This window comes from Kitasatospora sp. NPDC005748 (assembly GCF_040630735.1).
In the GTDB taxonomy this organism is placed as follows: domain Bacteria; phylum Actinomycetota; class Actinomycetes; order Streptomycetales; family Streptomycetaceae; genus Kitasatospora.
The window spans coordinates 293,967-318,798 of record NZ_JBEXYD010000001.1; the positions used below are offsets into that span (position 1 = coordinate 293,967).

Annotated in this window: 11 protein-coding genes and 1 pseudogene; 5 read left to right on the forward strand and 7 right to left on the reverse strand. The window is 72.4% G+C overall.

Annotated elements, in window-relative coordinates; translation table 11 throughout:
- Nucleotides 1–21: 21 nt before the first annotated feature.
- The 3 genes and pseudogenes from ABZ495_RS01120 to car form a co-directional block, all read right to left on the reverse strand.
- Nucleotides 22–735 (reverse strand): ScbR family autoregulator-binding transcription factor, encoded by a 714-nt coding sequence (locus ABZ495_RS01120; protein WP_359833831.1) that lies wholly within the window; start codon nt 733–735, stop codon nt 22–24.
- Between the two features lie 507 nt (nt 736–1,242).
- On the reverse strand, nt 1,243–1,953 hold the full coding sequence (locus ABZ495_RS01125) for a methyltransferase domain-containing protein (protein ID WP_329486495.1): 711 nt from the start codon (nt 1,951–1,953) through the stop codon (nt 1,243–1,245).
- A 99-nt stretch (nt 1,954–2,052) separates the two neighbouring features.
- Nucleotides 2,053–5,493, reverse strand: a pseudogene (car, locus tag ABZ495_RS01130) (carboxylic acid reductase); the annotation flags it as partial.
- A gap of 565 nt (nt 5,494–6,058) precedes the next feature.
- On the opposite strand from car, the gene ABZ495_RS01135 reads away from it, so the two are divergent.
- Complete coding sequence (locus tag ABZ495_RS01135; protein WP_359833833.1) at nt 6,059–7,462, forward strand: MFS transporter; 1,404 nt, start codon at nt 6,059–6,061, stop codon at nt 7,460–7,462.
- A 593-nt stretch (nt 7,463–8,055) separates the two neighbouring features.
- Here the strand turns inward: ABZ495_RS01135 and ABZ495_RS01140 are convergent.
- Entirely contained in the window at nt 8,056–8,442 is a 387-nt protein-coding gene (locus ABZ495_RS01140) for a hypothetical protein (protein WP_329486498.1), read from the reverse strand.
- Nucleotides 8,439–8,834 carry a hypothetical protein gene (locus tag ABZ495_RS01145; protein ID WP_359833835.1) on the reverse strand — a complete coding sequence of 132 codons (396 nt, stop codon included), beginning with the start codon at nt 8,832–8,834 and terminating at the stop codon, nt 8,439–8,441. Before ABZ495_RS01145 ends, ABZ495_RS01140 begins: the two co-directional genes overlap by 4 nt.
- 538 nt (nt 8,835–9,372) lie before the next feature.
- Between ABZ495_RS01145 and ABZ495_RS01150 the strand changes: the two genes are divergently transcribed.
- The 3 genes from ABZ495_RS01150 (at nt 9,373) to ABZ495_RS01160 (ending at nt 11,819) form a co-directional block, all read left to right on the forward strand.
- Nucleotides 9,373–10,050 (forward strand): hypothetical protein, encoded by a 678-nt coding sequence (locus tag ABZ495_RS01150; protein ID WP_359809691.1) that lies wholly within the window; start codon nt 9,373–9,375, stop codon nt 10,048–10,050.
- Nucleotides 10,051–10,267: 217 nt separating this feature from the next.
- A complete protein-coding gene (locus ABZ495_RS01155) occupies nt 10,268–11,095 on the forward strand; it encodes a thioredoxin domain-containing protein (RefSeq protein WP_329486501.1) in 828 nt (275 codons plus the stop codon).
- A 64-nt stretch (nt 11,096–11,159) separates the two neighbouring features.
- Nucleotides 11,160–11,819, forward strand: coding sequence for a vitamin K epoxide reductase family protein (locus ABZ495_RS01160; RefSeq protein ID WP_359833837.1), 660 nt, complete (start codon nt 11,160–11,162; stop codon nt 11,817–11,819).
- A gap of 107 nt (nt 11,820–11,926) precedes the next feature.
- Here ABZ495_RS01160 and ABZ495_RS01165 read toward each other — a convergent pair whose 3' ends face one another.
- Both ABZ495_RS01165 and ABZ495_RS01170 read right to left on the reverse strand, forming a co-directional pair.
- Nucleotides 11,927–12,283 (reverse strand): hypothetical protein, encoded by a 357-nt coding sequence (locus ABZ495_RS01165; protein WP_359833838.1) that lies wholly within the window; start codon nt 12,281–12,283, stop codon nt 11,927–11,929.
- 21 nt (nt 12,284–12,304) lie between these two features.
- Nucleotides 12,305–19,534: an RHS repeat-associated core domain-containing protein gene (locus tag ABZ495_RS01170; protein WP_359833840.1), complete on the reverse strand. Its 7,230-nt coding sequence runs from the start codon at nt 19,532–19,534 to the stop codon at nt 12,305–12,307.
- A 506-nt stretch (nt 19,535–20,040) separates the two neighbouring features.
- Between ABZ495_RS01170 and ABZ495_RS01175 the strand changes: the two genes are divergently transcribed.
- Nucleotides 20,041–24,777, forward strand: a complete 4,737-nt coding sequence (locus tag ABZ495_RS01175; protein WP_359833841.1) for a LamG-like jellyroll fold domain-containing protein — start codon at nt 20,041–20,043, stop codon at nt 24,775–24,777.
- Nucleotides 24,778–24,832 lie beyond the last annotated feature (55 nt).

Sequence of the window (24,832 nt, forward strand, 5' to 3'; positions counted from 1 at the left end):
GGGCGGCGCCGGCCCCGGCCGTCAGCAGCAGGACAGCGCGTCGCAGGGCTGCGCCGCCCGCCGCCCGCCGGCCTCGCCCCACTCCGCGCCGGCCGCCCGCTCGCCGCCCTCCGGCGGCTCCGCACAGCTGCCCTCCGGGGCGATCCCGGCCCGCGCCTGCGCCGTCGCGAGCTGCGGCAGCATCAACCGCCAGAACGGCGTGACCGCCTGACGCGAGTGCCACTGGGGGTCGCGCCGCCCGAGCACCTCCAGCCCGGCGACGACGGCGGTGATCGCGGCCACGGCGTCGTCGAGCACGATGTCGGCGGCCAGGCTGCCCTGGGCCCTGGCGACGGTCAGCATCAGCTGGACCCAGTCCTGCCACTGCTGCCACAGGTCGGCGCCGCCCGGCCAGGTGGCGTCGCTGCCGAGGCAGAACCCGGCCCGCAGCACCGCGTCGGTGGAGAGCCGCCGGGCCAGCAGGTGCGAGGTGTCGACGAGCAGCTGGAGCGGTACGGGGTGCCGCAGTGGAACGTTCCCGGTGATGTGCAGCAGGGTTTCCGCGGCGGCCGATTCGACCGCCTCGCCGAGCGCCCGCTTGTTCCCGAAGTGGAAATGCAGCGCACCGTGGCTGAGACCGGCCCGGACACAGATCTGGGTGATGGAGGATTCCGCGAATCCCGATCGGGCGAAGGTCTCCGCGGCAGAACGGATCAGTTCCTGCCGGGTGCGGACGGCACGATTCTGCTTGGCCATGGGAGCGCTCCGGAAATGGGGTGAGCGACGGGTGAAACGCGCGGAAGCATGCCGCGGGGCGACAAGGGAGGCGTCGATTCCGGTAGCCGTCACGCGGCCCGGCCGGATCGTGCCCGACAGCAGTCGCGCCGGGGTGGATCGCGCCCGGTCCGGATCGACCTCGATCGGCACCCGGAGATTACCGCCGGGGCCGCCGCCCCCGGCCTGATCGGCATGCGCGCATTCACACGCACCGGGTCGGATTCTATCACCCCGGCAACCCTCCATGTACAGAACGTAATGGCCCGGAGCGCTATCGCGGCTCGAATTGCTCGCCCTTTCGTTCGACCGCTCCGGCGTCCACCCGGCATTCGCATGCCGCTGGAATATTCCGGCCCCCTGGGCCACCCCCGACCGCCCCGGGCCGCATGCGAAACCGCCCGGAGGGCCGGCCCGACGAATGCGGGCCGGCCCTCCGGGCGACCGGGTGTACGGGTTGCGCCGCGGGCGGTGTGCGCGCTCCTGCGGTCAGCGCTCCAGCGGGCGGATCTCGAAGAGCTTGTAGGTGACGTCCACGCCCGCCAGCTGCCGGTCGGCGCTGCCCAGCATCGTCAGCGAGCTCCCCGCCTCGGCGGCGAGCTGGGCGATCCGGGTGGCGTCACCGAAGCTGTTGAAGGTGACCAGGGCCCGGCCGCCGGGCAGCACCCGGTCGTGCACCTGGGCGAGGTAGCGGCCGAGGGCGCTGTAGCCGCGGTCGAAGATCGCCCACTCGACGTCCTGCTTGAACTCGAAGTCCTTCGGCGCCTCGAAGACGCTGCAGTTCCAGAAGACGGTGTCGAAGCGCTCCTCGGGGCCGAGCGCGTCGAACACGTCGCTGCGCAGCACCCGGACCCGGTCGGCGACGGCGTGCCGTGCGGCATTGCGGGCGGCGCTGTCGACGGCGGTGTCGGTGATGTCGGTGGCGGTCACCCGCGCACAGCCGTGCAGGGCCGCCCAGACCGCGGTGACGCCGGCCCCGCAGCCGATCTCCAGGAAGCTGCCACCGGCCGGGTAGGGGATCGCGCCGGTGTACCACTCGGTGCCGGTGCCCGGCCGCGGCTCGTAGGTGCCGGGGATCAAGTCCCATTCCAGGCCGAGGAGTTCGAAGGTGGTCGGCTCGGTCTCGACCGGGCCCAGCTGCTCGACGAGACGGCGCCCGAGATCGTAGCGCTCCTCGAACTTCGCGGATGTCTGTTCCATGGTTCTCTGCTCCAGGGGTCGATGTCCGATGGGCGGTGGGTCGTTCGCGCGGCGGGCCGTCCGGCACCGCCGGGGGGGGTGCCGCGACGGCCGCGGGTCTCACCAGCCGAGGCGCTCGCCGAGCAGCTTCAGGTCGGCGGCGTACTTGGCGATGAAGGCGGGCGAGAGCTGCGGGATGTCCCGCGCCGGTCCGATCCCGGCGGCCCGGACGGCGGCCCGGAACCGGTCGGAGGGGATGACCGACCCGGGCACCGCCTCCTCCGGCCGCTTGAACGCGTGGACCAGCGGCAGCGCCGAGTGCTGTCGCTGCCCCTCGGGCAGGGCCCGCATCGCGGCCTCGAACCGGACGAACCAGTCGTCGTAGTCGGCCACCCGCTCGATCCGGTGCCCGGCCTCGGCCAGCCAGTCCACGAAGCTGTCGAGCGACACCCCGTCGTCGTTCGGGTTGACCAGGCTGAAGGTCCGGTAGCCCTCGGTGCCCTGGCCGCCCAGGGCCACCACCGCGGCGGCGGTGAAGTCCACCGGCAGGCCGTCGTAGTGCGCCCGCCGGCGGTTCCCCCGGTCGTCGGTGCGGTAGAAGGAGTGCGGCGCGATGCCGGTGGCGATCACGCTGAGCAGCAGCCGGGTGAACTGGTCCGGGACGTTCAGCTGCCCGGCGTAACGGCTGTGCGCGAGGATCATGTTGGACCGGAACGTGGTGACCGGGAGTCCGCACCGGTCGTGCGCCTCGCGCAGCAGGACCTCGCCGGCCCACTTGCTGGTCGCGTAGCCGCCCGCGTAGCCCTCGTCGGTCTGCTGCACCGGGAGGGCGGTCCTGACGTCCGAGTCCTCGTCCAGCGCCCCGCCGGCCCGGGAGGTGGCGACGGCCACGCTGGAGATGTAGGTGAAGGGCTTGATCCGGCCGGTGAGCCCCAGCCGGATCAGCTCGGCCGTGCCGACGACGTTGGCCTCGAACAGGTGGTGGTACGGGAGGACGTGGTTCACCAGGGCGCCGGCGTGGACGATCACGTCGACCTCCTCGGAGAGCCGCTTCCAGGTCGTGTCGTCCAGGCCCAGCCGCGGCTCCGCGATGTCGCCCGCCAGGACTTCCAGGTGCCCGTCGGCCAGCTCTCGGTAGCGGCGCACCAGTTCGTCGTCGCCGCTGACGAAGGCCTCGTCGAGGCGCCCGCGGGCCGCGTCCGCGTCCCGTCCGCGCACCACGCAGATCACCGTCCCGCCGACCGGGGCCAGCCGCTCCAGCCACTCCAGGCAGAGGAAGTGGCCGAGGTAGCCGCTCGCGCCGGTCAGCAGCACCGTCCGGGGCTCGCCCGAGGGCTGCGGCAGGGTCCGGGCGTCGGCGATGGTCCGGTCGTCGAGGAACTTGTCCAGCGTGAGGTCCCCGGCGCGGACCCGCGTGCCGTCCTCGCCGTGCACCGAGGCGAAGGTGACCCCCCGCAGGCCCGTCGCGCGCTTGGTCTCGATGTAGCCGGCCAGTTGACGCAGGTCGTAGGCGGGGCTGATGACAGTGTCGACGGGGACCCGTACGCCGAAGATGTCGTGGAGCAGGTTGGAGAAGGAGACGGCGGTCAGCGAGTCCCCGCCGACGTCCCGGAAGCGCGCGGCGGGGCCGACCTCGACGGTGGAGCCCGCGAGCAGCGCCCGGGTGGCCCGCTGGACCGTCTCCAGCACCGGCCGGTCGGCGCCCGTACGGCGCAGCTCCAGCAGCTCCCGGCTCTCCCGGGCGGCTATGTCGGCGTACAGCTCCTCCAGTTCGCGGCCGTAGCGTTCCTGGAGCCGGGGCCGCAGCAGCTTGCGGTGGTCCGAGAGCAGGCCGTTCGCCTGGTCGAAGGGCTCGGCCTCGATCAGGACGTCGCGCGGGATCTCGTAGGAGTTCAGTCCGGCCTCGCGGGCGATCTGCTGAAACGATTCGCTCAGCAGCTGGCGGAGGTGTTCCCGGTCGTCGCCGAACTGGTCGAGGGCGGCCGGCGTGGGCACGACCACGGCCAGCAGATAGGACCGCTCGCTGTTGCCGTACACGAAGATCTGCCGGACCAGCGGGCTCGCCGCGAACTCGGACTCCAGTCGCGCGGTCGCCACGAACTCGCCCTGGGAGAGCTTCAGCACGCTCTTGCGGCGGTCCAGGATGGTGAACCGGTCCGGCCCGAGCTCCGCGACGATGTCGCCGGTCCGGTAGTAGCCGTCCTCGTCGATGATCTCCGCCGACAGCTCGGGCTGCTTGTAGTAGCCGGGCACGACGGCCTCGGACTTCAGCAGCAACTCCCCCCGTGGGTAAGGGGAGTCGGTCCGGTAGTAGCCGAGTTCGGGCACGTCGGCCAGCTTGTAGTCGATCACCGGCGGGCGGAGCAGCTTGTCGTCGACGGAGACGGCGGCGGCCTCGGTGGAGCCGTAGATGATGGTCAGCTCGAAGCCCAGCAAGGCCTCGACGAAGACCCGTAGTTCGGCCGAGAGCGGGGCGGAGCCGCAACTGGCCCAGGCGAGCCGGCCGCCCAGGAGGTTCTCCCGCAGCTCGGCCAGGACCTCGGCCTCGACCGCCCGCCGGTCGGCGCCGGCGAGCTCCCGCCGGTCCAGCTCGCTCTGGTACTTCTGGTAGAGCATCTCGCAGACCCTTGGCACCAGCGACAGTTCGGTGGGCCGGACCAGTGCGATGTCCTCGAAGAAGGTCGACATGTCGCTGCTGGCCGTGAAGTAGCTGATCCCACTGCGGGCGAGGGTGTTCTTCAGCGACGAGTGGCCGGCGACATGGCTCATCGGCATGTAGTTGATGTTGATCGCGAGGAGGTCGGAGAACAGCTTCGACCAGGCCCCGCCCCACATCGCGCTCAGCAGCGTGTCGGTGTACATCGCGCCCTTGGGCGTTCCGGTGCTGCCCGAGGTGTAGATCAGCATGGCCAGCGGGTCGTCGCCGTCCTCGGGGACGAACAACGGCGCGTCGGGCAGCGCGGATCCGCGGCCGACGACGTCCGCCAGGGTGTCGATCGCCACCTCGCGGCCGGCCTCTGCCAGGCGCTCGCGCGCGGCGGTGAACTTCTCGAACTGATCGGTGACGTCCGGGTGGTAGTCGAAGACCACCAGCCGGCGGGCCGACGGGTTCGCCAGCAGGAGTTCGACCGCGACGTGCAGCCGCTCGATGCTCGCCGCGACGACGAAGGGCTCGGTCTCCTCGACGATCGAGGCGAGTTGCGCCAGCGGGGCGCTGGTCTGCAGCGGGACGCTGACCACGCCGAGGTAGTTGCAGGCGAGGTCGACCACCGCGTAGTCGCCGCTGGCGAAGCCGAGCAGGGCGATCCGCTCGCCCGGCTCCAGCGGATGCTCCGGGTGCCGGTGCCATTCCGCGGCCACCGCGCGGACCCGCCCCCAGAGTTCGCTGTAACTGGTCGTTTCGTAGTGCGCCAGGAGGCGGAGCGAAACGCGGCCGGTGTCGGCGTCCCGCACGAACTCCTTCGCGCGTTCACCGATTGCGGGCCGGTCCGTGTGGCGCTGCATGACTTTTGCTAACGTTTGCGCAAGCCGCATTCTGGGTCTCCGCATCGCATCGCCGGCAGACTGCCGTGGCTGTTATTCGAAGGACCGGTGCTGGTCGGCCTGCACGCCGACGACGGCACACTCGTCTCCCGGATGCTCCGTCCATTGCTCCGAGTTCGTGCCCCGATGCTAACCAGAGCCGAACCGGGTTCCTGAACAAACGAACGACGATCTGTCAGGTCGGCCGTTTTGCCGGGCCCCGTACGCCGAGTTCTCCCGGGCCCGCACAAAGTCCTTCGCCTGCGGTCTTGTTGCCGTCGGACCGGGTCGGCCGGCGGGAACTGCCGGCGCACCGCACCGCGGAGCGGGCGCATGCGACGCGGTCGAACGAGCCGGCCGCGCGCCGCCGTCGATGACCGCCGTCCATGGCCGCCGACCGGGCCCGGAGAGCCGTAGTTGACACGCTTGCCGTGTTCGCCTTGCGCAGGTCTGGTTACTTAGGGCAGCATCAAGCTTATGCAATATAGCGCGTAGACAATTATCGCGGACGCGGGTTGAGCGCGCTCAAGATCATTCTAGTGGGAGGGATGTGCCCATGTCAGGCAGCTCGGCTCCGAGTGAACACCGGACGGGAGGCGACGCCTTGGCAGCACCCGAGGCGCCGTCCGAGACGGCAGCACCGGAGGTCCAGCAGGACTCCCTGCGCTGGTCGGCACGGTTATGGGTGTCGCTGCTGATCTTCAGCGGCGTGATCCTGCTCGACGGGCTCGACATCTCGATGATCGTGGTGACCATCCCCGAGATCCAGAACGAGCTCGGGATGACCGCGGCCACCGCCCAGTGGCTGGTCGGCGCCTACATCCTGGCCTTCGGCAGCTTCCTGCTGCTGGGCGGGCGGGTCGCCGACCTGTTCGGCCGACGCCGGGTGCTGGTGATCGCGATGGCCGCGTTCGCGGTCGTCTCGCTGTTCGGCGCGCTCGCCGACAGCTCGGTCCTGCTGATCGTCTCGCGCTTCGTCAAGGGCATGGCGGCGGGCTTCGCCGCCCCGGCCGCGATGTCGCTGCTGACCACGACGTTCCCCGAAGGGCCCCAGCGCAACAAGGCGTTCGGCATCTTCAACGTCTTCGAGGCGTCCGGCTACTCCTCCGGCCTGCTGGTCGGCGGCCTGCTCGCGGGCCTGAGCTGGCGGTCCATCTTCATCCTGCCGATCCCGCTCTCCGTGCTGCTGCTGATCGGCGCTCTGCGCTTCCTGCCGCCGGACCCGCCGCGCACCGAACGGCCGCGACTCGACATCGGCGGCGCCGCGACCCTGCTCGCCGGCACCCTCCTGCTGGTCTTCACCGTGGTCTCCGCCGCCGAGGCCGGCTGGGGCTCGGTGCGGACGATCGGCGGATTCGCCCTGTCCGCCGCCCTGTTGGCCGCCTTCCTGGTGATCGAGCGCAGTGTGAAGGAGCCGCTGATCCGGCTCGCCATCTTCCGCAACCGCAGCCTGGTGAGCGCCAACGTCAGCATCGCCCTGCTGTACGGCGGCGCGATGGGCTTCCAGTTCCTGCTCGCCCTCTACCTCCAGGACCTCCAGGGCTGGCGGCCGTGGCAGATGGCCCTGGTCCTGCTGCCGGCCGGCCTCATGGTGGTCATCATCGGTCCCAAGCTCGGCGCGCTGATGGAGCGGTTCGGCGTGACCAAGATCCTGATGGTCGGGCTGGTCGCCTTCCTCCCCTGCTACCTGCTGATGCTCTTCATCGGCCCCGAACCCGACCTCTGGCGCGTGCTGTTGCCCGCCTCCGTGCTGTGGGGCGTGGGCTTCGCACTCAGCATCGCGACGCTCATGGTCGCGGGCACCAACGGCGTCGCGGACGAGGAGCAGGGGCTCGCCGCCGGGCTGCTCAACAGTTCGCTGCAGGTCGGCGGCGCCTTCGGCCTCGCCGTCGTGACCGCGGTCATCATGCCCGGCACCGAGCTGTCGATGTTCTACCCCGGTCTCGCGGTCATCCTCGGCTTCGCCGTCCTCACCCTGATGGCGCAGTTGACCCACCGTCAGAAGTGACCGACCGGCGCGGCGGGCCGGGGCTCCAGTGACCGCCGCGCCGGACGCTCCGGCCCCTACCGGACGGTCGACCGGTCGGTGGGGGGACCCGGTCAAGGGCGGTTGCCCGGACGGCGACGGGAACCCGGTCAAGGGCGGTTGCCCGGACGGCGACGGGAACCCGGTCAAGGGCGGTTGCCCGGACGGCGACGGGAACCCGGTCGAGCACCCGCTACCTAGCGGCCCGTCAGCCGAACCGCGCCGGCTCCCGGCCGGACGCCCGCGCCCACACCGCCCACCCGCTGGGCGGAGCGCCGCGCGCGCCGCCTCCGCGGCCGCCAACTCCGGCCCGTACAGCACGCCGTACCCGAACACGTCGCCGGACCCGGCCGCCCGCTCCCGGAGCGCCGCCGCGGCCACCACCGCGTCCGGCCCGGCCGCCCGGACGGCGCCGTCCAGCCCGGCGAGCACCGCGGCCTGCACCCCGATCCGGTGGAGCACCACCGCACCCGCGGTGGTGTCGTGTGCGGCCATGCGCGTTCACCCTTTCACGTCGGGGCGGCGGGACGCCTTCCAGGCTGGCCCGCCGGGGGCGGGAACCGGCCGAACCGGACTCAGGGCCTCAGTTGGACCGCCAGCGACATCGTGTAGCCGACGAGCGCGGCGAAGAAGCAGACCGCGGTGGCGTGCCGCGCGGTGAAGGGCAGCCCGGACAGCGAGGGGAAGAGCAGGACGGCGGTGCCCGCGGCCAGGTCGGCGATGTAGAGGCCGCCGGGCGGGACCACCCCGGTGGAACGGGCGGCCCAGCCGGTGGCCACCAGGAAGCCGGTGAGCAGGATGAACCCCGAGAGCAGCCCGGAGCCGATGCTGGCCAGGGCGGGGTGCGGCTCGGGCGGATCCTCGCCCTCGGGGAGGGCGGGGCGCAGCCGGTGGGCGACGGCGAGTGCGGTCATCGCGACCGTCACGGCCGCGACGGCGCTGAGCAGGGGGCCAGGGTTCACCTGCGGCTCCTGGAGGTCGGGGGGTGGTGGCCGAGGACCGCGGCCAGCGCGGCCGGGACCAGCACGGCGAGGATCATGACGGTGGCCCAGACGGTCGGTTCGAGGGCGGGCGGCGCGAGCCCGCCGGCCGGGGGCGGGGGCGCGGCGACGACCGCGACCGTCGCGGACGGGCTCGGGGGCGGGGCGAGGACCGGAGCGGGAGGCGGGGTGGGAGCCGGGGTGGGAACCGGCCGCGGGGTCGGGGTGACGGTGGCCACGGTCGCCGGGGCGACCGCCGGGTGCCGCGCGGCGGCGGTCTCCGCGGCCGCCGGTCCGGGCACGGCGGACCGGGTCGGGGCGGGCGGCGTCGGGGCGGCCGACACCGGGGTGGCCGCCATCGGGACCGGCGGCACGGGCTGGGCGGATCCCGGAGCCGACGGCGCGGGCGAAGGCGTGGGGGAAGGCGGGTGCCCCGGTCCCGAACAGTGGATCGGCGGCAGGTGGCTGAACGGCGGCTCGGGCGGCACCGGCGGCTCGGGCGGCACGGGCGGCACGGGAAGCACCGGAGGCCAGAACGATGGCGGCGAAGGGGGCGAAGGGAGCGAAGGAGGCCAGGGCAGCGGAGCGGGCACGAGGGCGGGAGGGGCCGGCACCGGCGCCGACGGCCGGGGCGGCCCCTGCACCGGAGGGTGCGCCTCGGCGGCGGGCGGACGCGGGTGCGCCGCGCCGGTGGCGTGGTCCATCGCCCGATTGTCGGAGCGCCGCCCCCTCCGGCGGCAGCCCCTGACGCCCGCTCACCCCGGCTCGGGCGCCCAAACCCATCCCACCGGTGAACCCACCACCCCCGTACCGCAAACGAACGACCGATGACGGGCCATCTGTTCGCCGGTCACCGCTCATCCGCCGACGCACCCTCGTGCGGCGTGTAAGCGTCGTGGCATACTCCGGGGCATGACGACTTCCACCCCTGCGACCAGGGCCCTGCGGGCCGCGGTGTTCACCGCGCTCGCCGTGCCGCTGTCCGCGCTGGGCCAGGTCGTCATCACCGGTCGTCCGCTGCCGCTCGCCCTGGTCGCCGCCGCGACCGTCGTCGTCTTCCTGGTCGCGACCGCGCTGGCCGGCCAGGAGCGGCGGCTGCTGCACATCTCCGCTGTGCTGGTCCCGGTCGAGCTGCTGCTCAACACCACCTTCAACCTGGGCCAGGCCGGCTGCGGCCCGGTCCTGGGCGCCGGACACGCCCCCGCCCGCGGGATGAACCTGCTGGTCTGCGGCGGCGGTTCGGTGGACGGCTCGCTGTTCTCGGGGCCCCTGGGGCACACCGGGCCGGTCGCGCCCGCCGCCACCCAGCTGCTGGTCCTGCTGGCCCATCTGCTGGTCGCGCTGGCCGCCGCCGTCTGGCTGCGGCTGGGCGACGCCGCCCTGTCCGGTCTGGCCCGGGCGCTGCGCGCTCTGCGCCACGCGGTCGCGGCCCCGCTGCGGGCGCTGCTCCTGCTGCTGGCGCCGGTACCGCTGCGGCCGGTGCGGCGGGTGCCGCTGCCGGTCTCGGACCGCCCCCGGCCGCTCCGCGAGGCCGTGGTGCTCAGCCCGGCGCCGCGACGCGGTCCGCCGGCCTTCGCGCCTGCCTGCTGACACCCCCGTCCGGCTTCACGCCGGTCCGTAGGGCTCCCGGCCCGCGGCCCCCGCCGGCCGGGCCGGCCCCGGGCCACCGCCCGGCGCCCGCAGGCAGCGCGCCGACTCCCGAGCCCACCGACCCGGCCCCCTCGTGCCCGCGGCCTTCCGTGCCGCGCCGAGGCGGCCACCCAGGAAGAAGCGCATGTCGCGCGCCGTGTCCAGGAGTTGACCCACCATGGCCCAGCCCACCGAACAGCCCGCCCGTAAGCAGTCCCAGCGCGTCAGCGCCCGCGAGCGGATCCAGGAGGCGCAGCTGCGCGAGCGCGCCGCCGCCAAGCGCCGGCAGCGGATCGTCGTCGGCGTCTCGATCGTCGCCGTCCTCGCCCTGGCCGGCGGTACCGCGCTGGCGATCAACGCGGCCGGCGGCGACGACCCGTCCAGCGCGTCCGCCGCCGCCGACCCGACCGCGCTGGTCGTCCCGGCCAACACCACCGGCCCCGACGGCACCGTGATCGTGTACGGCAAGCCGGACGCCGCCCACACCCTCCAGGTGTTCGAGGACTTCCGCTGCCCGGTCTGCAAGAGCTTCGAGGCGACCAACGGCGACACCGTCAGGAAGCTGGCGGACGACGGCACCGTCAGGGTGGAGTACCACCTGGCGGCGTTCCTCGACAAGAACCTCGGCGGCAAGGGCTCGCGCACCGCGCTCGCCGCCGTCGGCGCGGCGCTCAACGAGGGCGTCGACAAGTTCAAGCAGTTCCACGACGTGCTGTACGCCAACCAGCCCGACGAGCGCGAGGACGGCTTCGGCGACGTCAACCACCTGCTGGACCTGGCCGGCCAGGTGCCCGGTCTGAAGACGGACGCCTTCGTCAAGGCGGTGACCGACCGCACCTACGCCCCGTGGGCGAAGAAGGTCGCGGACGCCTTCAACGACAGCGGGGTGACGGGCACGCCGACGGTCAAGCTGGACGGCAAGCCGATCACCCTGTTCAGCGGGAACCGCGCCACCACGCCGGAGCAGTTCACCGCCCAGGTGAAGCAGGCCGCGGGCTTGCAGTGAGCACCACCGGCCCGGCCGACCACCCGGCCGGGCCGGCCCTTCACACCCACCGGAGTGCTCCGCGATGACCGCCCCGACTGCCGTGAACCCGCCCCGCTCCCGCTCCGCCGCCTCCTCCCCGCCGCACGGCACGCCGATCGGCGCCGGCCGGGCGTTCGCCCTGTTCGTGTTCCTCGGCGGACTCCTCGGCCTCGCCGCCTCGGCCGTCCTGACCTTCGACAAGCTCCGCATCCTGGAGAACCCGTCCTACGTCCCCAGTTGCAACATCAACCCGGTGATCAGCTGCGGGTCGGTGATGCGCACCGAGCAGGCGGAGGTCTTCGGCTTCCCGAACCCGCTGCTCGGCCTGGCCGCCTTCGGTGCCGTCGCCGCGGTCGGCGCCGGGCTGCTGGCCGGCGCCGCCTACCGGCGCTGGTTCTGGCTGGCCCTGCAGGCCGGCACCCTGGCCGGCGTGGTCTTCGTGCACTGGCTGATCGACCAGGCGCTGTACGACATCGGCGCGCTCTGCCCGTACTGCGTGGTGGTCTGGGCCACGGTGGTGCCGCTCTGCTGGTACACCACGCTGCACAACCTGCGCTCCGGGGTGGTACCCGTCGGCCCCCGGCTGCGACCGGTGGTCCGCGAGGCCGCCCGCTACCACTGGGCCCTGCCGGCGCTGTGGGCCGCGGTGATCGCCCTGCTGGTCCTCAACCGGTTCTGGTCCTACTGGAGCACCCTGCTCTGACGCCCCCCGGAGAACGCCCCCGCCCCGAGAACGACGTCGGCCTCCAGGACCCGTGGGGGGTCCTGGAGGCCGACGTCGGGTACCGGCCCCCGGGCGGGGGCCCGCGCTCAGGAGGCGCGGTGGAACCGCTGGGGAAGCGTCCCCTTGCGCCACAGCTGGTCGAGGCGCTCGAAGAAGCCGTCGGAATCGGCGGAGACCACGCGCCGCTCGTCCGCGGTCATCCGGGCGAACGGGTCGTCGAACGCGAGCTTCTTCGGCTTGGCGCCGACGGAGCTGCACATCCGGCGGCACGCGTGGCACCACGTCCGCCAGAACAGCACCGGGCGGCCCGCCCTGCTGCCCTCGTAGACGTAGCTGCGCACCGCGACCTTCCGGCAGACCGGGCACTCCTTCTCCGACTGGTCGTCGACGAAGTTCGGCTGGGTCGCCAGCTGACGGATCTCACTGTCGATGTAGGACTTCATTCCGGTGCTCCCACTGCTCTCCTACTTCCTCCCCTTCGTCCGGCGGAGGTACTCGGCGTAGCGCTTGTCCGCGTAGGCCTCGGCCTGGGCCTCCATGTCGGGCAGGTGGCCGTTCTTGTGATGGTAGAGCTCGTGGAGGATCGTCCTGAGGGCCGTCTCCATGTCCCGCAGCCCCTCCGTACTGATCTCGATCAGCGGGAGCTTGTTCGGCCCGACGACGGCGACCCGCAGCGCGTTCCCGTTGCCCTTCCCGGTGAAGGGGCTGCTGCCGAGGGCGACGGAGTTGGGGTGCTCGATCTTCGGGACGTGGACGATGTCGTACCCCTTGACGCTCATCCCGGCCCGGCCGAGGGCGATGCGCACCGACTTGATGCTGACGCCGGTCCGGGCCGCCGCCTCGGACCCGCCGCCGGTCGCGGCGGCGGAGGTGCCGCCTCCGCCCGGCGTGCCGCCGGTGCCGGTGGGCGTGTCTCCGGTCGCGGCGGGCTCGCCGCCACCGCCGTCGCCGGAGCCCTTCCCGCCCTCGGGCGCCTTGTCGGCCTTGCCCCCGCCGCCGGGTTCGCCGGGCTCCTTGCCGGTGCCCGACTTCGGGTTGCTGGGGCCCTCCGTCTTCGGTGTGGTGGGCGCGGGTTCCGCCTGCGGGGCGGTCGTGGTCGGCAGGTCGCCGTCCACGAACTTCCGGACCGCGCTGATGAAGCCGTCGCCCTCCGACATCGCGAGCTTGATGGCCTTGGCGCTCTTGAAGCCCCAGATGGTGCCCTTGACGAGGCCGACGCCGTCGATGGCCAGCGAGCCGATGGTGCCGGTCCACTGACCGGCGACGTAGGCGGTGGAGCTGGAGTCGGTGTCGAACAGCTCGGCCAGCGGGTCGTCGTCGACGTAACCGGTGTGGCCCAGCTTGTACGGGGTGTCGTTCTCGTAGTCGAAGATCTCGTTGAAGACCTCGTTGTCCCCGTTGTAGCAGTCCGCGGCGGCGTTCCACCCGTCCGAGAGGGTGTTGACGCTCCACTGCCACGGGTCGCCGACGACGGAGTCGCCGACGCCGGTGAAGAAGCCCCCGACGTCGTCGAGGCTCCACCACAGACCGGTCGGGTCGCTGCCCGAGACCGGGTTGTTCGCGGCGTAGGTGTAGCCGCCCATCTGGTTGGGATCGCCGGCCTCGAAGACCGGGTCCACCGACAGGAAGCGGCCGAGCACCGGGTCGTACTGGCGGGCGCCGAGGAGGTCCAGGCCGGTCGTCGGATCGGCCGGCTTGCCCAGGAAGCCGTGGTTGTCCGCCCAGGAGGCCGGGGCGGGACCGCGCTGGTTGCCGTACGGGTCGTAGGCCCGGCGGGTGATCGCCAGCGTCTTGGCGTCGACCTGGAGCTGGGCGGTGCCCTGCGGATTGGTCGGCTGGTAGCTGATGGTGCCGTTGCTCGCCCGGACGATGGTCGTGCCGTCGGGGCAGCTGTAGTACCGCAGGGCGCTGACGGCCTTGGTGGCCTTGTCGAGGGTGAGCTGCTCCGTGCCGCCGAACAGGTAGAGCGTGGTGCTGGTGGGCCCGCGCTGGAGGAGCAGCGCGCCGTCGGCGTCGTAGAGGTAGGTGGTCTCCTTCCCGTCGGTGGTGATGCCGGAGGTCGCGCCCTCGGCGTCGTAGCTGATGACCTGGTCGAGCGGCGCCGCTCCGGTGCCGACCCGCCTGGTGGTGTTGCCCGCGTTGTCGTACGTCGGGGTGAGCGTGCTGGTGCCGGTCGTCGGGTTCGAGGTGACGATCCCGGTCGCCGCGTTCGGCCGGGTGGTCGGCGTCGCGCCGGCCACCGGGTAGCTGCTGGACTGCGTGGTGTCCTTGGCGGCGTTGCCGGTCACGTCGTGCTTGACCTGGAGCGTGCGGTCACCGAGCAGGTCGTACTGCCAGTCGGTCCAGTACGGGGCGGGGCCGCCGATGGTCGAGGGACCGGGCGTACTGGTCTTGCAGGCGGCGAGCTGCCCGGCCGTCGGGCTGGTGATCCCCTTCGTGTCGGTCCAGGCGGTGGTCAGCCGGCGCAGTGCGTCGTAGCTGAAGCACTGGGTGTCGGTGACCCGGTCGGCACCGCCCGAGGACTGGGTCTCGGAGACGGTGGTGAGGTTGCCCACCTGGTCGTAGCCGTAGGTGGTGTCGGAGATCGGGTTGACGGTGTTGTTCTGCAGGGTGACCCGGTTGGTGGCCAGCCGGCCGGTGACCTGGTCGTAGGTCTGCGCGGTGCGCAGCTGCTTGGTCGGGGTGCCGATGGTGGTCTGCAGGACCTGGCCGAGCGGGCTGTAGCTGGTGGTGTTGACGTAGGGGGTGGTCGGCGAGCCCATGGAGACCAGGCCGCCCTGGAGGTTGTAGCCGAAGCCGACGGTCTCCTCGGCCAGACCGCCGGCGGCCCCGAAGGTCGTCGAGCCGAGCAGGCCGACGGTGTCGGTGTAGCTCGCGGCCGTGGTGTACGTGCCGGCGAGCTTGCCCTCGCCCACCGGGACGGTCACCGTGCTGCCGGTCGGCTGGTACGCGGTCGTGTACCCGTCGATCCGGGTGACGTAGGCGTCGCCGGCGCGGCCGTTGACGTACCGCGTCGTGGCGTCGGGGTAGCCCTTGGCCTTGGCGTCGAAGCTCCACTCGGCGAGCAGCTTCGTCTGGTCGGTGGTGCTGGTCCCCGCGTACTTCGCGGTGGTGCGGCCCATGCCGTCGTAGACGTACGACAGCCACTGGCCCCGGCCGTCCCGCGCCCTGGCGAGCCGGCCGAGGTCGTCGTACTCCTTGACCGAGGTGCCGCTGTCGGGGTCGGTCTGCGACACCAGCTGACCGCGCAGGTCGTAGGTGTAGCTCCAGACGTTGCCGGCGGTGTCCTTGACCGACGCGACGTCGCCCCTGGCGTCGAAGGTGTAGCTGGTGGTGACGTCGGCGCTGCCGACGGCGCCGGCGGGCCCGGTGGACCAGACGACCGCGTTGGACGCGTTGGACACCGCGACCACGCCGTCGCCCCGGACCATGAGGTAGGCGCCGGTGGCACCGGTCGTGCCGCTCCTCCAGAGCCGCGCCGTCCTGGTCGCGTTCTGGACCACGAAGTCGCCGTCGGCCTGCATGACCGCCACGGCGCCCGGGTTGCCGGACGTGCCCGAGGACCAGAGCGTCCGGCCGTCGGCGAGCCCGGTCAGCACCAGGTTCCCGTCCGCCCGCATCGCCAGCCGGACGCTCTTGGACACCACCGACGTGCCCGAGGCGATCACCGTGCCGGCGGTCAGCTTCCGGTCGGGAGTGTCGTCGTGCACGACGGTCGAGGTGGTGCGGCCGAGGCCGTCGGTGTAGGTCGTCGTGCGCGCCGCACCGACCGTGGTGTCGACGCGGTCGGCACCCGGGTAGGACGTGCCGGACTGCCACAGGGTGCTGGCGAACGAGACCTGCTGGACCGAGACCGGCCTGCCCTGTCCGTCGTAGGCGGTCCTGGTCACCGACGGGCCGGTGTTGTTGGTCTCCGCCCACATGCCGGTGCCCGCCTCGTGCGCGGCGTCGGTGTAGGGGGCGATGTTGGAGACGGCCCAGCCGTGCGAGTCGTAGAAGCTCGACGACACGAGGCGCCCGGCGGAGTTGTCCGCGGTCGTGGTCTGGCTCTGCCGCGGCCTCAGCAGCCCGTCGTAGTAGGTGACGGACTTGTTGTACGAGCCGTTCTCGCGCAGGGTCTCGGTGGTGACGGCGGAGGGGTCCGGCTTGTCGCCGGCACCGTGCACGTCGTAGCCGAACTTGCGGTCGGGGCTCTGGGTCGCCTTGCTGCGGCCCGGCGTCCACACCTTGGTGCGGCGGCCGAGCGCGTCGAACTCGACGTCGGTGATCCGGCCGTTGACGTCGACGGCGTGCGTGACGGCGCCGCGCGCCACCGAGATCGTGCTGGTGGCCACCCAGCCCAACGGGTTCCTGGTCGACAGCGAGTCCGGGAGGACCCCGTCGGCCGGGAGGTAGGCGGTCGTGGTCGCGGCACCCACCGCGTCCACCGTCTTGGTGACGCGGCCGTACTTGTCGTACTCCAGCCCGCCGAGCGACTGGTAGGACGGCTGCCCGGGGGCGGTGTACGACTTGATGGACTGGGTGCCGGTCACCAGCCCGAGCGAGCTGCCGTTGCGGCCGAGCACGCCGTAGGCGGCCGGGTCCGGCACTCCGGCGGCGCCGTCGTAGAAGAAGCGCTTGCCGTAGAGCGTGGTGGTCCCGCCGGGTGTGGTGCCGCACGGCCCGGCGACGGTGAGGACCTCGCTCGGGTAGATCAGCATCATCGGATTGGCGGCGGGCGCCGGGGCGTAGCCGGTGGTGGTGCAGGTCTGCTGCCCCGAGGCCGCCAGGTCGCCCTTCTCGTCGACCTGGTGGACCCGGCCGAGGTCGTCCATGGTGGTCACGGTCTGCACGGTCCGCCACGAGCCGTCGGACAGCAGGCCCAGCGAACGGGCCGAGGTCGAACGGACCTGGTGGGCCTTCAGGTCGGGGAGCGTGGACAGCTTCGCGGGTGCGGGGTCCTCCGAGGTCCAGGCCGTCCGGGCGGCGCTGGCGGTCTCGGCGACCGTCGGCGGGTCGGCCAGCGTCTTGGCGACGACGCTGCCGCCGGCCTTGGTGAAGGTCTGCGTCTCGTAGGGGGCACCGGCCGACCAGGGGTTGTCGGTGATCTCCTCGTTGAGCGAGTTCCGCACCTTGGCGGTGCGCCTGGTCCCGTCCGCCTTGTAGTCGCCGTCCATGCCCTGGAGGTAGGAGACGACGCTCTGGGTGATCGGGTCCGGCGCGGCGCCGGTGGTCGTGGTGACGGTGCGGTAGCCCCGGAACTGGTTCCAGGTGCGGTGCTGGTCGTCGGTCAGGTCGGAGTCGTCACGGTGCCAGGCGGCGCCGTCGCTGTAGGCGTAGTTGGTCACCTTGGCCGGCGAGCCGGCCTTGGTCCGGTCGCTGTCGGTGACCTGGGCGACCAGGGTCTTGTGGAACCAGTCCTCGATCGGGTCCTTCCCGCCGGGCGTCGTCCACCAGACCGGGTAGCAGGCCATGGTGTTGGCGTCGGCCGAGGCCGGCATGGTGTTCTTCTCGCGCGAGCACTCCGGCGCCCGGTAGGTGACCGCGACGGATTCGCCGGTCTCGGTCTGGATGCTGGAGACGCGCGGGTGGAACAGCGGCGGGGCGGCCGGGGAGAGGCCGTCGACCCGGTTGTCCATCTCGATGCCGGTGAAGGTGACCGGGTCGAGGGTGAGCGGGCCGCCGCCGCCGGCGGAGGTGTCCCGGCCGGTGTGGACGATCTCGGAGAGCCACATCACGGACTGCAGGGCGCCGGCGTTCGTCGGGTCCTGGGTCTTGCCGGTGACCGGGTCGTAGGTGCCGCCGGCGTCGGAGAAGACCTGCTTCAGCTCGAAGCTGTCGACGTCCTGCCAGCCGGAGCCGGTACGGACCCTGGTGTCCACCGACTTCAGCCGGAAGGTCGACCAGAAGGTCGGTCCGCCGGTGAGGCAGACCCCGTCGGTGTCGTCGTCCTCGACCTTGTTCTTGTCGGTGGCGAGGCAGGTCAGGTCGTACGGCGTGTCCGGCCAGTTGGTCGCGGTGTCCCGCGACAGGTTGTCGAGGGTGCAGACGCTGTCGGAGGTCGTGCAGCGCTGCGCCGCGTTGAACACGACCTTGGCGGCGGGCTCGCGGCCGGCCTGCGCGTCCGTCAGCTGGTAGCCGTAGGAGATCTGGGTGAGGCGGCCGCCCCGGGTGTACTGGGTGAGGGTGCCGCCCTTGTCGTCCTTGGCGACCTGGCCGTAGCCCATGTTGTAGTAGTTGGACTCGGTCGACCAGTCGTAGCGCTGGACGTTGCCGTGCGGGTCCACGGCGAAGTCGAGGTTGAACCGGTAGCCGACCGGCTGGTCGCACCGCGAGTCATTGCCGTCGGCGGAGTCGTGGCACGGGTCCTCCGCCTTCGGGTGGTAGACCGGCACGCCCCAGGCGCTGTTGGTCGCCGTGTCCGACGTGGTGCCCGGCGCGTGGTTCAGGCCCAGGTAGTACGCGGTGCCGTCGGTGGTGGTGACCTTGAAGTACTCACCCTGCCAGAGGCCGTTGGTGGCCCCGGTCAGCCGCTCGATCCTCGTGCCGTCGTCGTTCTGCAGCCGGTAGCCGCCCGAGGAGTCCCGGAGCAGCTCGCCGGTGTGCGAGCCGAGCGAGATCGTGGCGTTCCAGCCGCCCCAGCACTCGTCCCCGGAGTCCTCGATGCCCTGGTCCTTGCACGCCTTGTAGGAGCGCTCGATGAAGCCCGGGCTGTAGCCCCAGCCGTCACCGATCCACGAGGACTGCGAGTTGCGGGCCGAGGTCTCGCCGTCCACCGACTGCGAGTCGTAGGCGAGGGTGACCGCGGGCGCGGCGCCGCCGAGCGACGGCGGCACGGTGATCGGGTAGGCGTAAGTGAACGCGCCGGAGGCGGAGGCCGTCCAGGCACCCGAGGCGGACAGCGAGGTCGCCCCGTAGTCGCCCTGCGAGCCGCCGGAGCCGGCGACCGCCGCGACCGCCATGGTGGCGCCGGCCGAGCGCGCGGCCGACGACGCGGCGGCGAAGCCGCTCGTACCGGTCCGCACGTCGGAGGCGACCGCGACCGTACCCGACAGCGTCCGGGCCCGCGGGTCGTTGGTGAACTCGATCGGCGTCTGCCGGCGGCACTCCGCGCGCTGCGGCGTCGTCAGTGCACAGCCCGGCAGCGCGACCAGCCGCAGCCGGGAGGCCCAACCGCCGCCGTACGCCTGCTCGATGGAGCTGTAGTCGAGCGACACCGAGACGCCGCCCACCCCCGGCCTGCCGTCACCGCGGGCCAGTCCGACCAGGAGCCCGTCGACGCCGGCGGCCTTGGCGCCGCTCCGGTCGGCCAGCCGGACCTCGACCGAGGAGAGCGGCGCGACCGGGGCGACCGGGGCGATCAGGCGCCCGGACCGCGGGCCGAGCGCCGAGGTCGGGACGGCGGACACCGAGACCGGGGTACCGCCCGCCTTCAGGCGCCCGGTGGCCGGCGAACCGCCGAGGTCGACGGTGGCGGTGGAGCCGCCGGGCCAGCGGACCGCCTCCGGGGTGTGCGTCCGGAGCTCCCGGGCGCCCTTCGGAACGGCCGGCTTCGGGGCGGGGCGCGCCGCGCCCACCGGCCCCCCGGGCACCTTCGGTTGCTGGGGGAGCGGGTCGGCGGACCATATCTCGCCGGTGTAGCGGTAGGGGCCTACGAGGACGTCGGTGGCCACCGCCAGCGGCGTCGCCAGCGAGAACGCGGCAACCGTCGCCATCGCGACCGTCCCCCGTCTCGCCCATCCCCTCCCCCGGGCAGCACGAGACCATCGCACTTTCGCGCGCATCGTGAATCATCCCCCTATTAACAGTTTTGGACGGCCCCGGGGCTGATGCACCATCACGCGATCCCGCCCCTGGCCAGGGCGAACCGTATTGCCACACACGCATCACCGGCAATACCCTTCCCCGGCAGTCACATCGCTCACAACAATCACACCCGACCCAGGGGTTTCGACGGGTCAGGTGTCCGATGCCTGCGATGTGGCCAAATCCACTGCCCGCCAGGGGGGTTGTGAATCCCCCCGCGAAACGGTCGCGGGCACCAGACACATTCGAAGGATCTTTCGTGGGGGAAAACACCCGCGTCCCACGCGGTGGGACGCGATCGCCAGGACGTCGGCTCGCGCTGACGGCGGCGCTCGCCGGCCTGATACTCGGCACCGCCGGCCCGGCCCTGGCCGACGACCGGCCGGCGGACCGGCCCGCCGTCTCCGACTCACCGATGAGGGCGGCCTCCGAACGCGCGAAGAAGGAGCGGAAGCCGGTCGCGGTCGAGGAGTTGACCTCCGAGACGACCCAGACGGTGGCCAACGCGGACGGCACCTTCACGCTGACCGACCACGTCCAGCCGGTCCGGGTGAAGCGCGACGGCTCCTGGTCGGCCGTGGACGCGACCCTGGGGAGGAACGGCGACGGCACCTTCTCGCCGAAGGCCACCCCGGCCGGGCTGGCCCTCTCCGGCGGCGGCTCCGGCCCGCTGGCCACGCTCACCGACGCCAGGGGCCGCCGGCTCTCCGTCACCTTCCCGGTCGCCCTGCCCGCTCCGGCCGTCACGGGTGACAGCGCGACCTACGGCAACGTCCTGCCCGGCGTCGACCTGCGGGTCATCGCCAACGACCAGGGCGGCCTGCGCGAGGTCCTGGTCGTCCACGACGCCACGGCCGCCGCCGACCCGGCGCTGAAGTCCCTGAAGCTCGCGGTCGCCACCAGCGACGGGTTGACCGTGGCGGCCGACGAGAACGGCTCCGTCACCGCGCGGACCACCGACGGGACGACGGCGTTCACCGCGCCGACTCCGGTCATGTGGGACTCCTCGACCACCGCCGGCACGGTCGCGGCGCGGCCCGCCCAGGCACCCGCGCCGGCGGCGCGCAAGGGCGAGCTCAGGTCGGCCCGCGTCGACGAGGCGCCGCCCGCCGCGCCCGCCCCCACCCGCTCCACCGAACGCGAGCCCGGCACCGGCGCGCAGCTCAAGCGGATCGCCGTGACGGCCGAGCCCGGCGCACTGACCCTGGTACCCGACGCCGGGCTGCTGACCGGCCCGGACACCGTGTGGCCGCTGTACATCGACCCCTCGGTCAGCCCGGTGACCAACGGCACCAGCCACTACGCCACGGTCCGGGAGGGCTGCCCCGGCATCGTCGCCTACGACGAGCCGCAGGACAACGGCCAGGGCGCCGGCTACCAGCACTGGAACGACTGCCAGGGCCTGTACCGGTCCTTCTACCAGATCGACACCAGCAACCTGACCGGTGACATGGTGGTCTCCCGGTCGGAGTTCCACATCACCGAGACCTACGGTGCGTCCTTCGACTGCAACCACACCGCGCCGGTGTCCCTGGCCACCGTCAGCGAGCTCGCGACCGACACCAAGTGGTCCAAGCAGCCCTGGGTGACCGGCGACGGGTGGCTCGGCGGCGCGCAGTACCCGAAGAGCTCCAACATCTCGAACCACTGCGGCAACCACGAGGCCGTGTTCAACGTCACCGGCCAGATGCAGAAGCTCGTCGGCCACAACTCCAACTGGACCGTCGGCATCTTCGGCAACGAGACCAAGTCGTCGGGCAACAACGACTTCATGCGGTTCAACACCAATCCGTACGTGGTCACGGTGTTCGACATCGCGCCCAACGCCCCCGACATGATCAGCGTCAGTCCGCAGCCGCACAGCCCGGACAGCAACGGCTGCGACGGCGTGAACATCGGCTGGATCGGCAACTCCGGCACCACCGGCAGCGCCTCCAACATCACCCTGAACGCCCGGCTCTCCACCAAGATGAGCGGTGTCAACCTCCAGGCCATGGCGCACGTCTGGGACAACATGTCCAACGACGGCGGTGGCAACCCGGCCAGCAAGTCCTGGCCGTGGAGCGCGTCGGTGAGCAACTGGGGCACCGTCTACGACAACGTCGGCTTCACCGTCGAGGACGGCCACCAGTACGGCTGGAACATGATCGCCAGCGACGGCACCCTGACCGGCCCCAGCTCCCCCTACTGCTACTTCAACGTCGACCTGACCCCGCCGAGCATCCCGACGGTCGCCGACAACGCGGCCTTCCCGCCGCTCGGCAGCGACAGGACGCCCACCGGCCACGCCGGCGCCACCGGGGCCAAGGTGCGGGTCACCGCCAACGACCCGGTGCCGGGCGGCTGCACCCGCGGCAGCTGCGTCAGCAGCGGGATCGACCGGTTCGAGTACTCGCTGGACGCCAACATCCCCGGCGGCGGCCCGTCCGTCCCCGCCGTCCAGGCGGCCGGCGGCACCGCGACCGCGGACGTCCCGATCAGTGTGAGCAGCGCCCAGTGGGGCACCCACACGCTGTTCGTGCGGGCCGTCGACAAGGCCGGCAACACCCAGGGCACCGTCGCCCAGTACAGCTTCTTCGCCCCGTTCGACCCCAGCGCCAAGGTGGCCCCGGGCGACCTGAACGGCGACGGGGTCCCGGACCTCGCCGCCACCACGACCGCCGGCGACCTGGTGCGCGTCCCGGGCGGCGGCTCCACCGAGGACCTCGAAACCATCTCCACCCCGGCGACCAGCCCGGACGGCACCGGCTGGAACAACTACCTGGTCGCCCACCGCGGCACCCTCACCGCGGCCATGGCCGACGACCTGTTCGCCTATCAGAAGACGACCCACAAGCTGTACCTGTACCAGAACGACGCCAACACGGCGGGCGGCACCACGGGCCACTTCACGCTGACCCAGAACGTCGTCCCCCTCAACAACTCCGCGGGCTGCCCCGCCAAGGGCTCGGACGGCACCTGGAACAAGGTCACCCAGATCCTGGCACCCGGCAAGCTCTCCCAGATGGCCGACGTACCGGACCTGGTGACGGTCGACAACGCGGAGCTCTGGTACTTCCCGGGCACCTACCAGGCGGGCTGCAACCTCGCCGCGGGCGTGAAGATCGGCACCGGTGACTGGTCCCGCACCACCCTGCTCGCACCGGGCACGGTGAACGGCGTCCCCACCCTGTGGGCCCGCGAGAACGCCACCGGCGCCGTCAGCAGCTTCCCGCTGACCTTCGACGGCAACGGCGTCCCGACCACCCGGATCACCGCTCCGACCAGGGCCCCGCTGACCTCCGGCGTGCTCGACACCGCCGGTAAGAACATGTGCCTGGACATCAACGGCTCGAACACCGCCAACGGCACGCCGGCGCAGATGTACAGCTGCAACGCCACCGACGCGCAGAGCGCCGCCCTCGGCACCGACAGCAGCGTCCACCTGCTGGGCAAGTGCCTCGACGTGAGCCGCGGCGGCCTCGACAACGGCAGCCCGGTCCAGCTCTGGGACTGCAACGGCACCGGCGCCCAGAAGTGGGTCCCCGGTCCGTTCGCCGGCTCGCTGCTCAACCCGCAGTCCGGCCGGTGCCTGGCCGACCCCGCGGCGTCCAACACGCCCAAGACCCAGCTGATCCTCTGGGACTGCCTGACCGACCACGCCGAGCAGGTCTGGGCCGCGACCACCACGGGCAAGGCCCTGCCGCCGGCCCAGCCGGTCCTCCCGACCGGCCTCGGCGACCGGCTGGCCCCGACCGTGGCCTCCCCCGGTGACGTCGACGGCGACGGCAACCCCGACCTGTACGGGACGTCCGCCACCGGCACCGTCACCCGGCTCCCGGGCGCCCGGACGCCGGCCGCCCAGGCGGCCGACCGCTGGAGGCTGACCGACACCACCGACAGCCGGCGGGCCAACGACCTGACCGTGGCCGGCGGAGCGGCCGTCGGCCCCGACGCCACCCGGGGCACGGTCCTGAACCTGCCCGGCGGCACCGGCTACGCGGTCAGTGCCACCGGCTCCGTCGACACGCGCAAGAGCTACACCGTCTCCGCCTGGGTCAAGCCCGGCGACCTGGCCAACACCTCCGTGTTCGTCAGCCAGGGCGGCACCAACAACGTCGGCCTCCAGCTGTACTACTCCGCCTGGGCGCACGCCTTCGCGTTCGGCCGCAACGTCGACGACTCGGCCGTCGACACCTTCAACGCCGTCTACGGCCCGACCACCGGCGGCCTCAGCCCCAGGCTCAACACCTGGACCCACCTGACCGGGGTCTACGACGCCGGCACCAAGCAGCTCCAGCTCTTCGTCAACGGCGCCGCGGCCGGTGCCGCGACCTACGCCGGCACCGAGTGGAACGCCACCGGGCCGGTCCAGATCGGCCGGCGGGTCCTGGCCGGCGGGTACGCCCAGTACGCGACCGGCGCGGTCGGCGACGTCGTGGTCGTCCCGTCCGCGCTGCCTGCCACCGCCGCCGCGGCGCTGGCCACCGACACCGCCCAGTTCGACGCCCCGGTGCTGCTCGGCGACGTCCACCGGCCCACCGACCGGTGGAGGCTCACGAACTCCGCCGACGAGATCCGGCCGGCCAACAGCCTCACCGTCTCGGGCTCGGCCTCGTTCGTCAACGACACCACCCGCGGCACCGTCCTCGGCCTGTCCGGCGCCGCCGACGCGCTGGCCACCACCGGCGGCCCGGTCGTCGACACCGCCAGGAGCTACTCCGTCTCGGCCTGGGCCTACCTGACCGGGACGAACGACTACGCGACCGTGGCGGCCCAGTCGGGCACCAGCGTGAGCGCCTTCTACCTGCAGTACTCGAAGGCCTTCAACGCCTGGACGTTCGTCTCGCCGTCCGGCGACTCGACCGGACCGGCCTCCTACCCGGCCGCGTTCGCGAGCACGCCGCCGGCCCTCAACACCTGGACCCACCTGGTCGCCACCTACGACGCGCCCGGCCAGACCATGAGCCTGTACGTCAACGGCAAGCTCGCGGCCACCGCCGTCAACTCCACTCCGTGGGCCTCCACCGGCCCCCTGACCATCGGCTCGGCCAAGAACGGGAACAGCTTCCCCGGCCGGATCAGCGACGTCCAGACCTGGACCAGCGCGCTCTCCCCGGCTGCCGTCGCCTCGCTCGACTCGGAGCAGCCCGTGCTGACCCAGCTCGTCTGACCCAGCTCGTCCGACCCGCTGGGCCGGTCCATGACGTCGGCCTCCGGGACCCGCC

Excerpts from the sequence above, each read along its gene's own strand:
- ABZ495_RS01150 (WP_359809691.1), top strand. The coding sequence starts at position 9,373 with ATGACGACTTCCACCCCTGCGACCAGGGCCCTGCGGGCCGCGGTGTTC.
- ABZ495_RS01165 (WP_359833838.1), bottom strand. The coding sequence starts at position 12,283 with ATGAAGTCCTACATCGACAGTGAGATCCGTCAGCTGGCGACCCAGCCG.
- ABZ495_RS01155 (WP_329486501.1), top strand. The coding sequence starts at position 10,268 with ATGGCCCAGCCCACCGAACAGCCCGCCCGTAAGCAGTCCCAGCGCGTC.
- ABZ495_RS01170 (WP_359833840.1), bottom strand. The coding sequence starts at position 19,534 with ATGGCGACGGTTGCCGCGTTCTCGCTGGCGACGCCGCTGGCGGTGGCC.
- ABZ495_RS01160 (WP_359833837.1), top strand. The coding sequence starts at position 11,160 with ATGACCGCCCCGACTGCCGTGAACCCGCCCCGCTCCCGCTCCGCCGCC.
- ABZ495_RS01175 (WP_359833841.1), top strand. The coding sequence starts at position 20,041 with ATGAGGGCGGCCTCCGAACGCGCGAAGAAGGAGCGGAAGCCGGTCGCG.
- ABZ495_RS01125 (WP_329486495.1), bottom strand. The coding sequence starts at position 1,953 with ATGGAACAGACATCCGCGAAGTTCGAGGAGCGCTACGATCTCGGGCGC.
- ABZ495_RS01120 (WP_359833831.1), bottom strand. The coding sequence starts at position 735 with ATGGCCAAGCAGAATCGTGCCGTCCGCACCCGGCAGGAACTGATCCGT.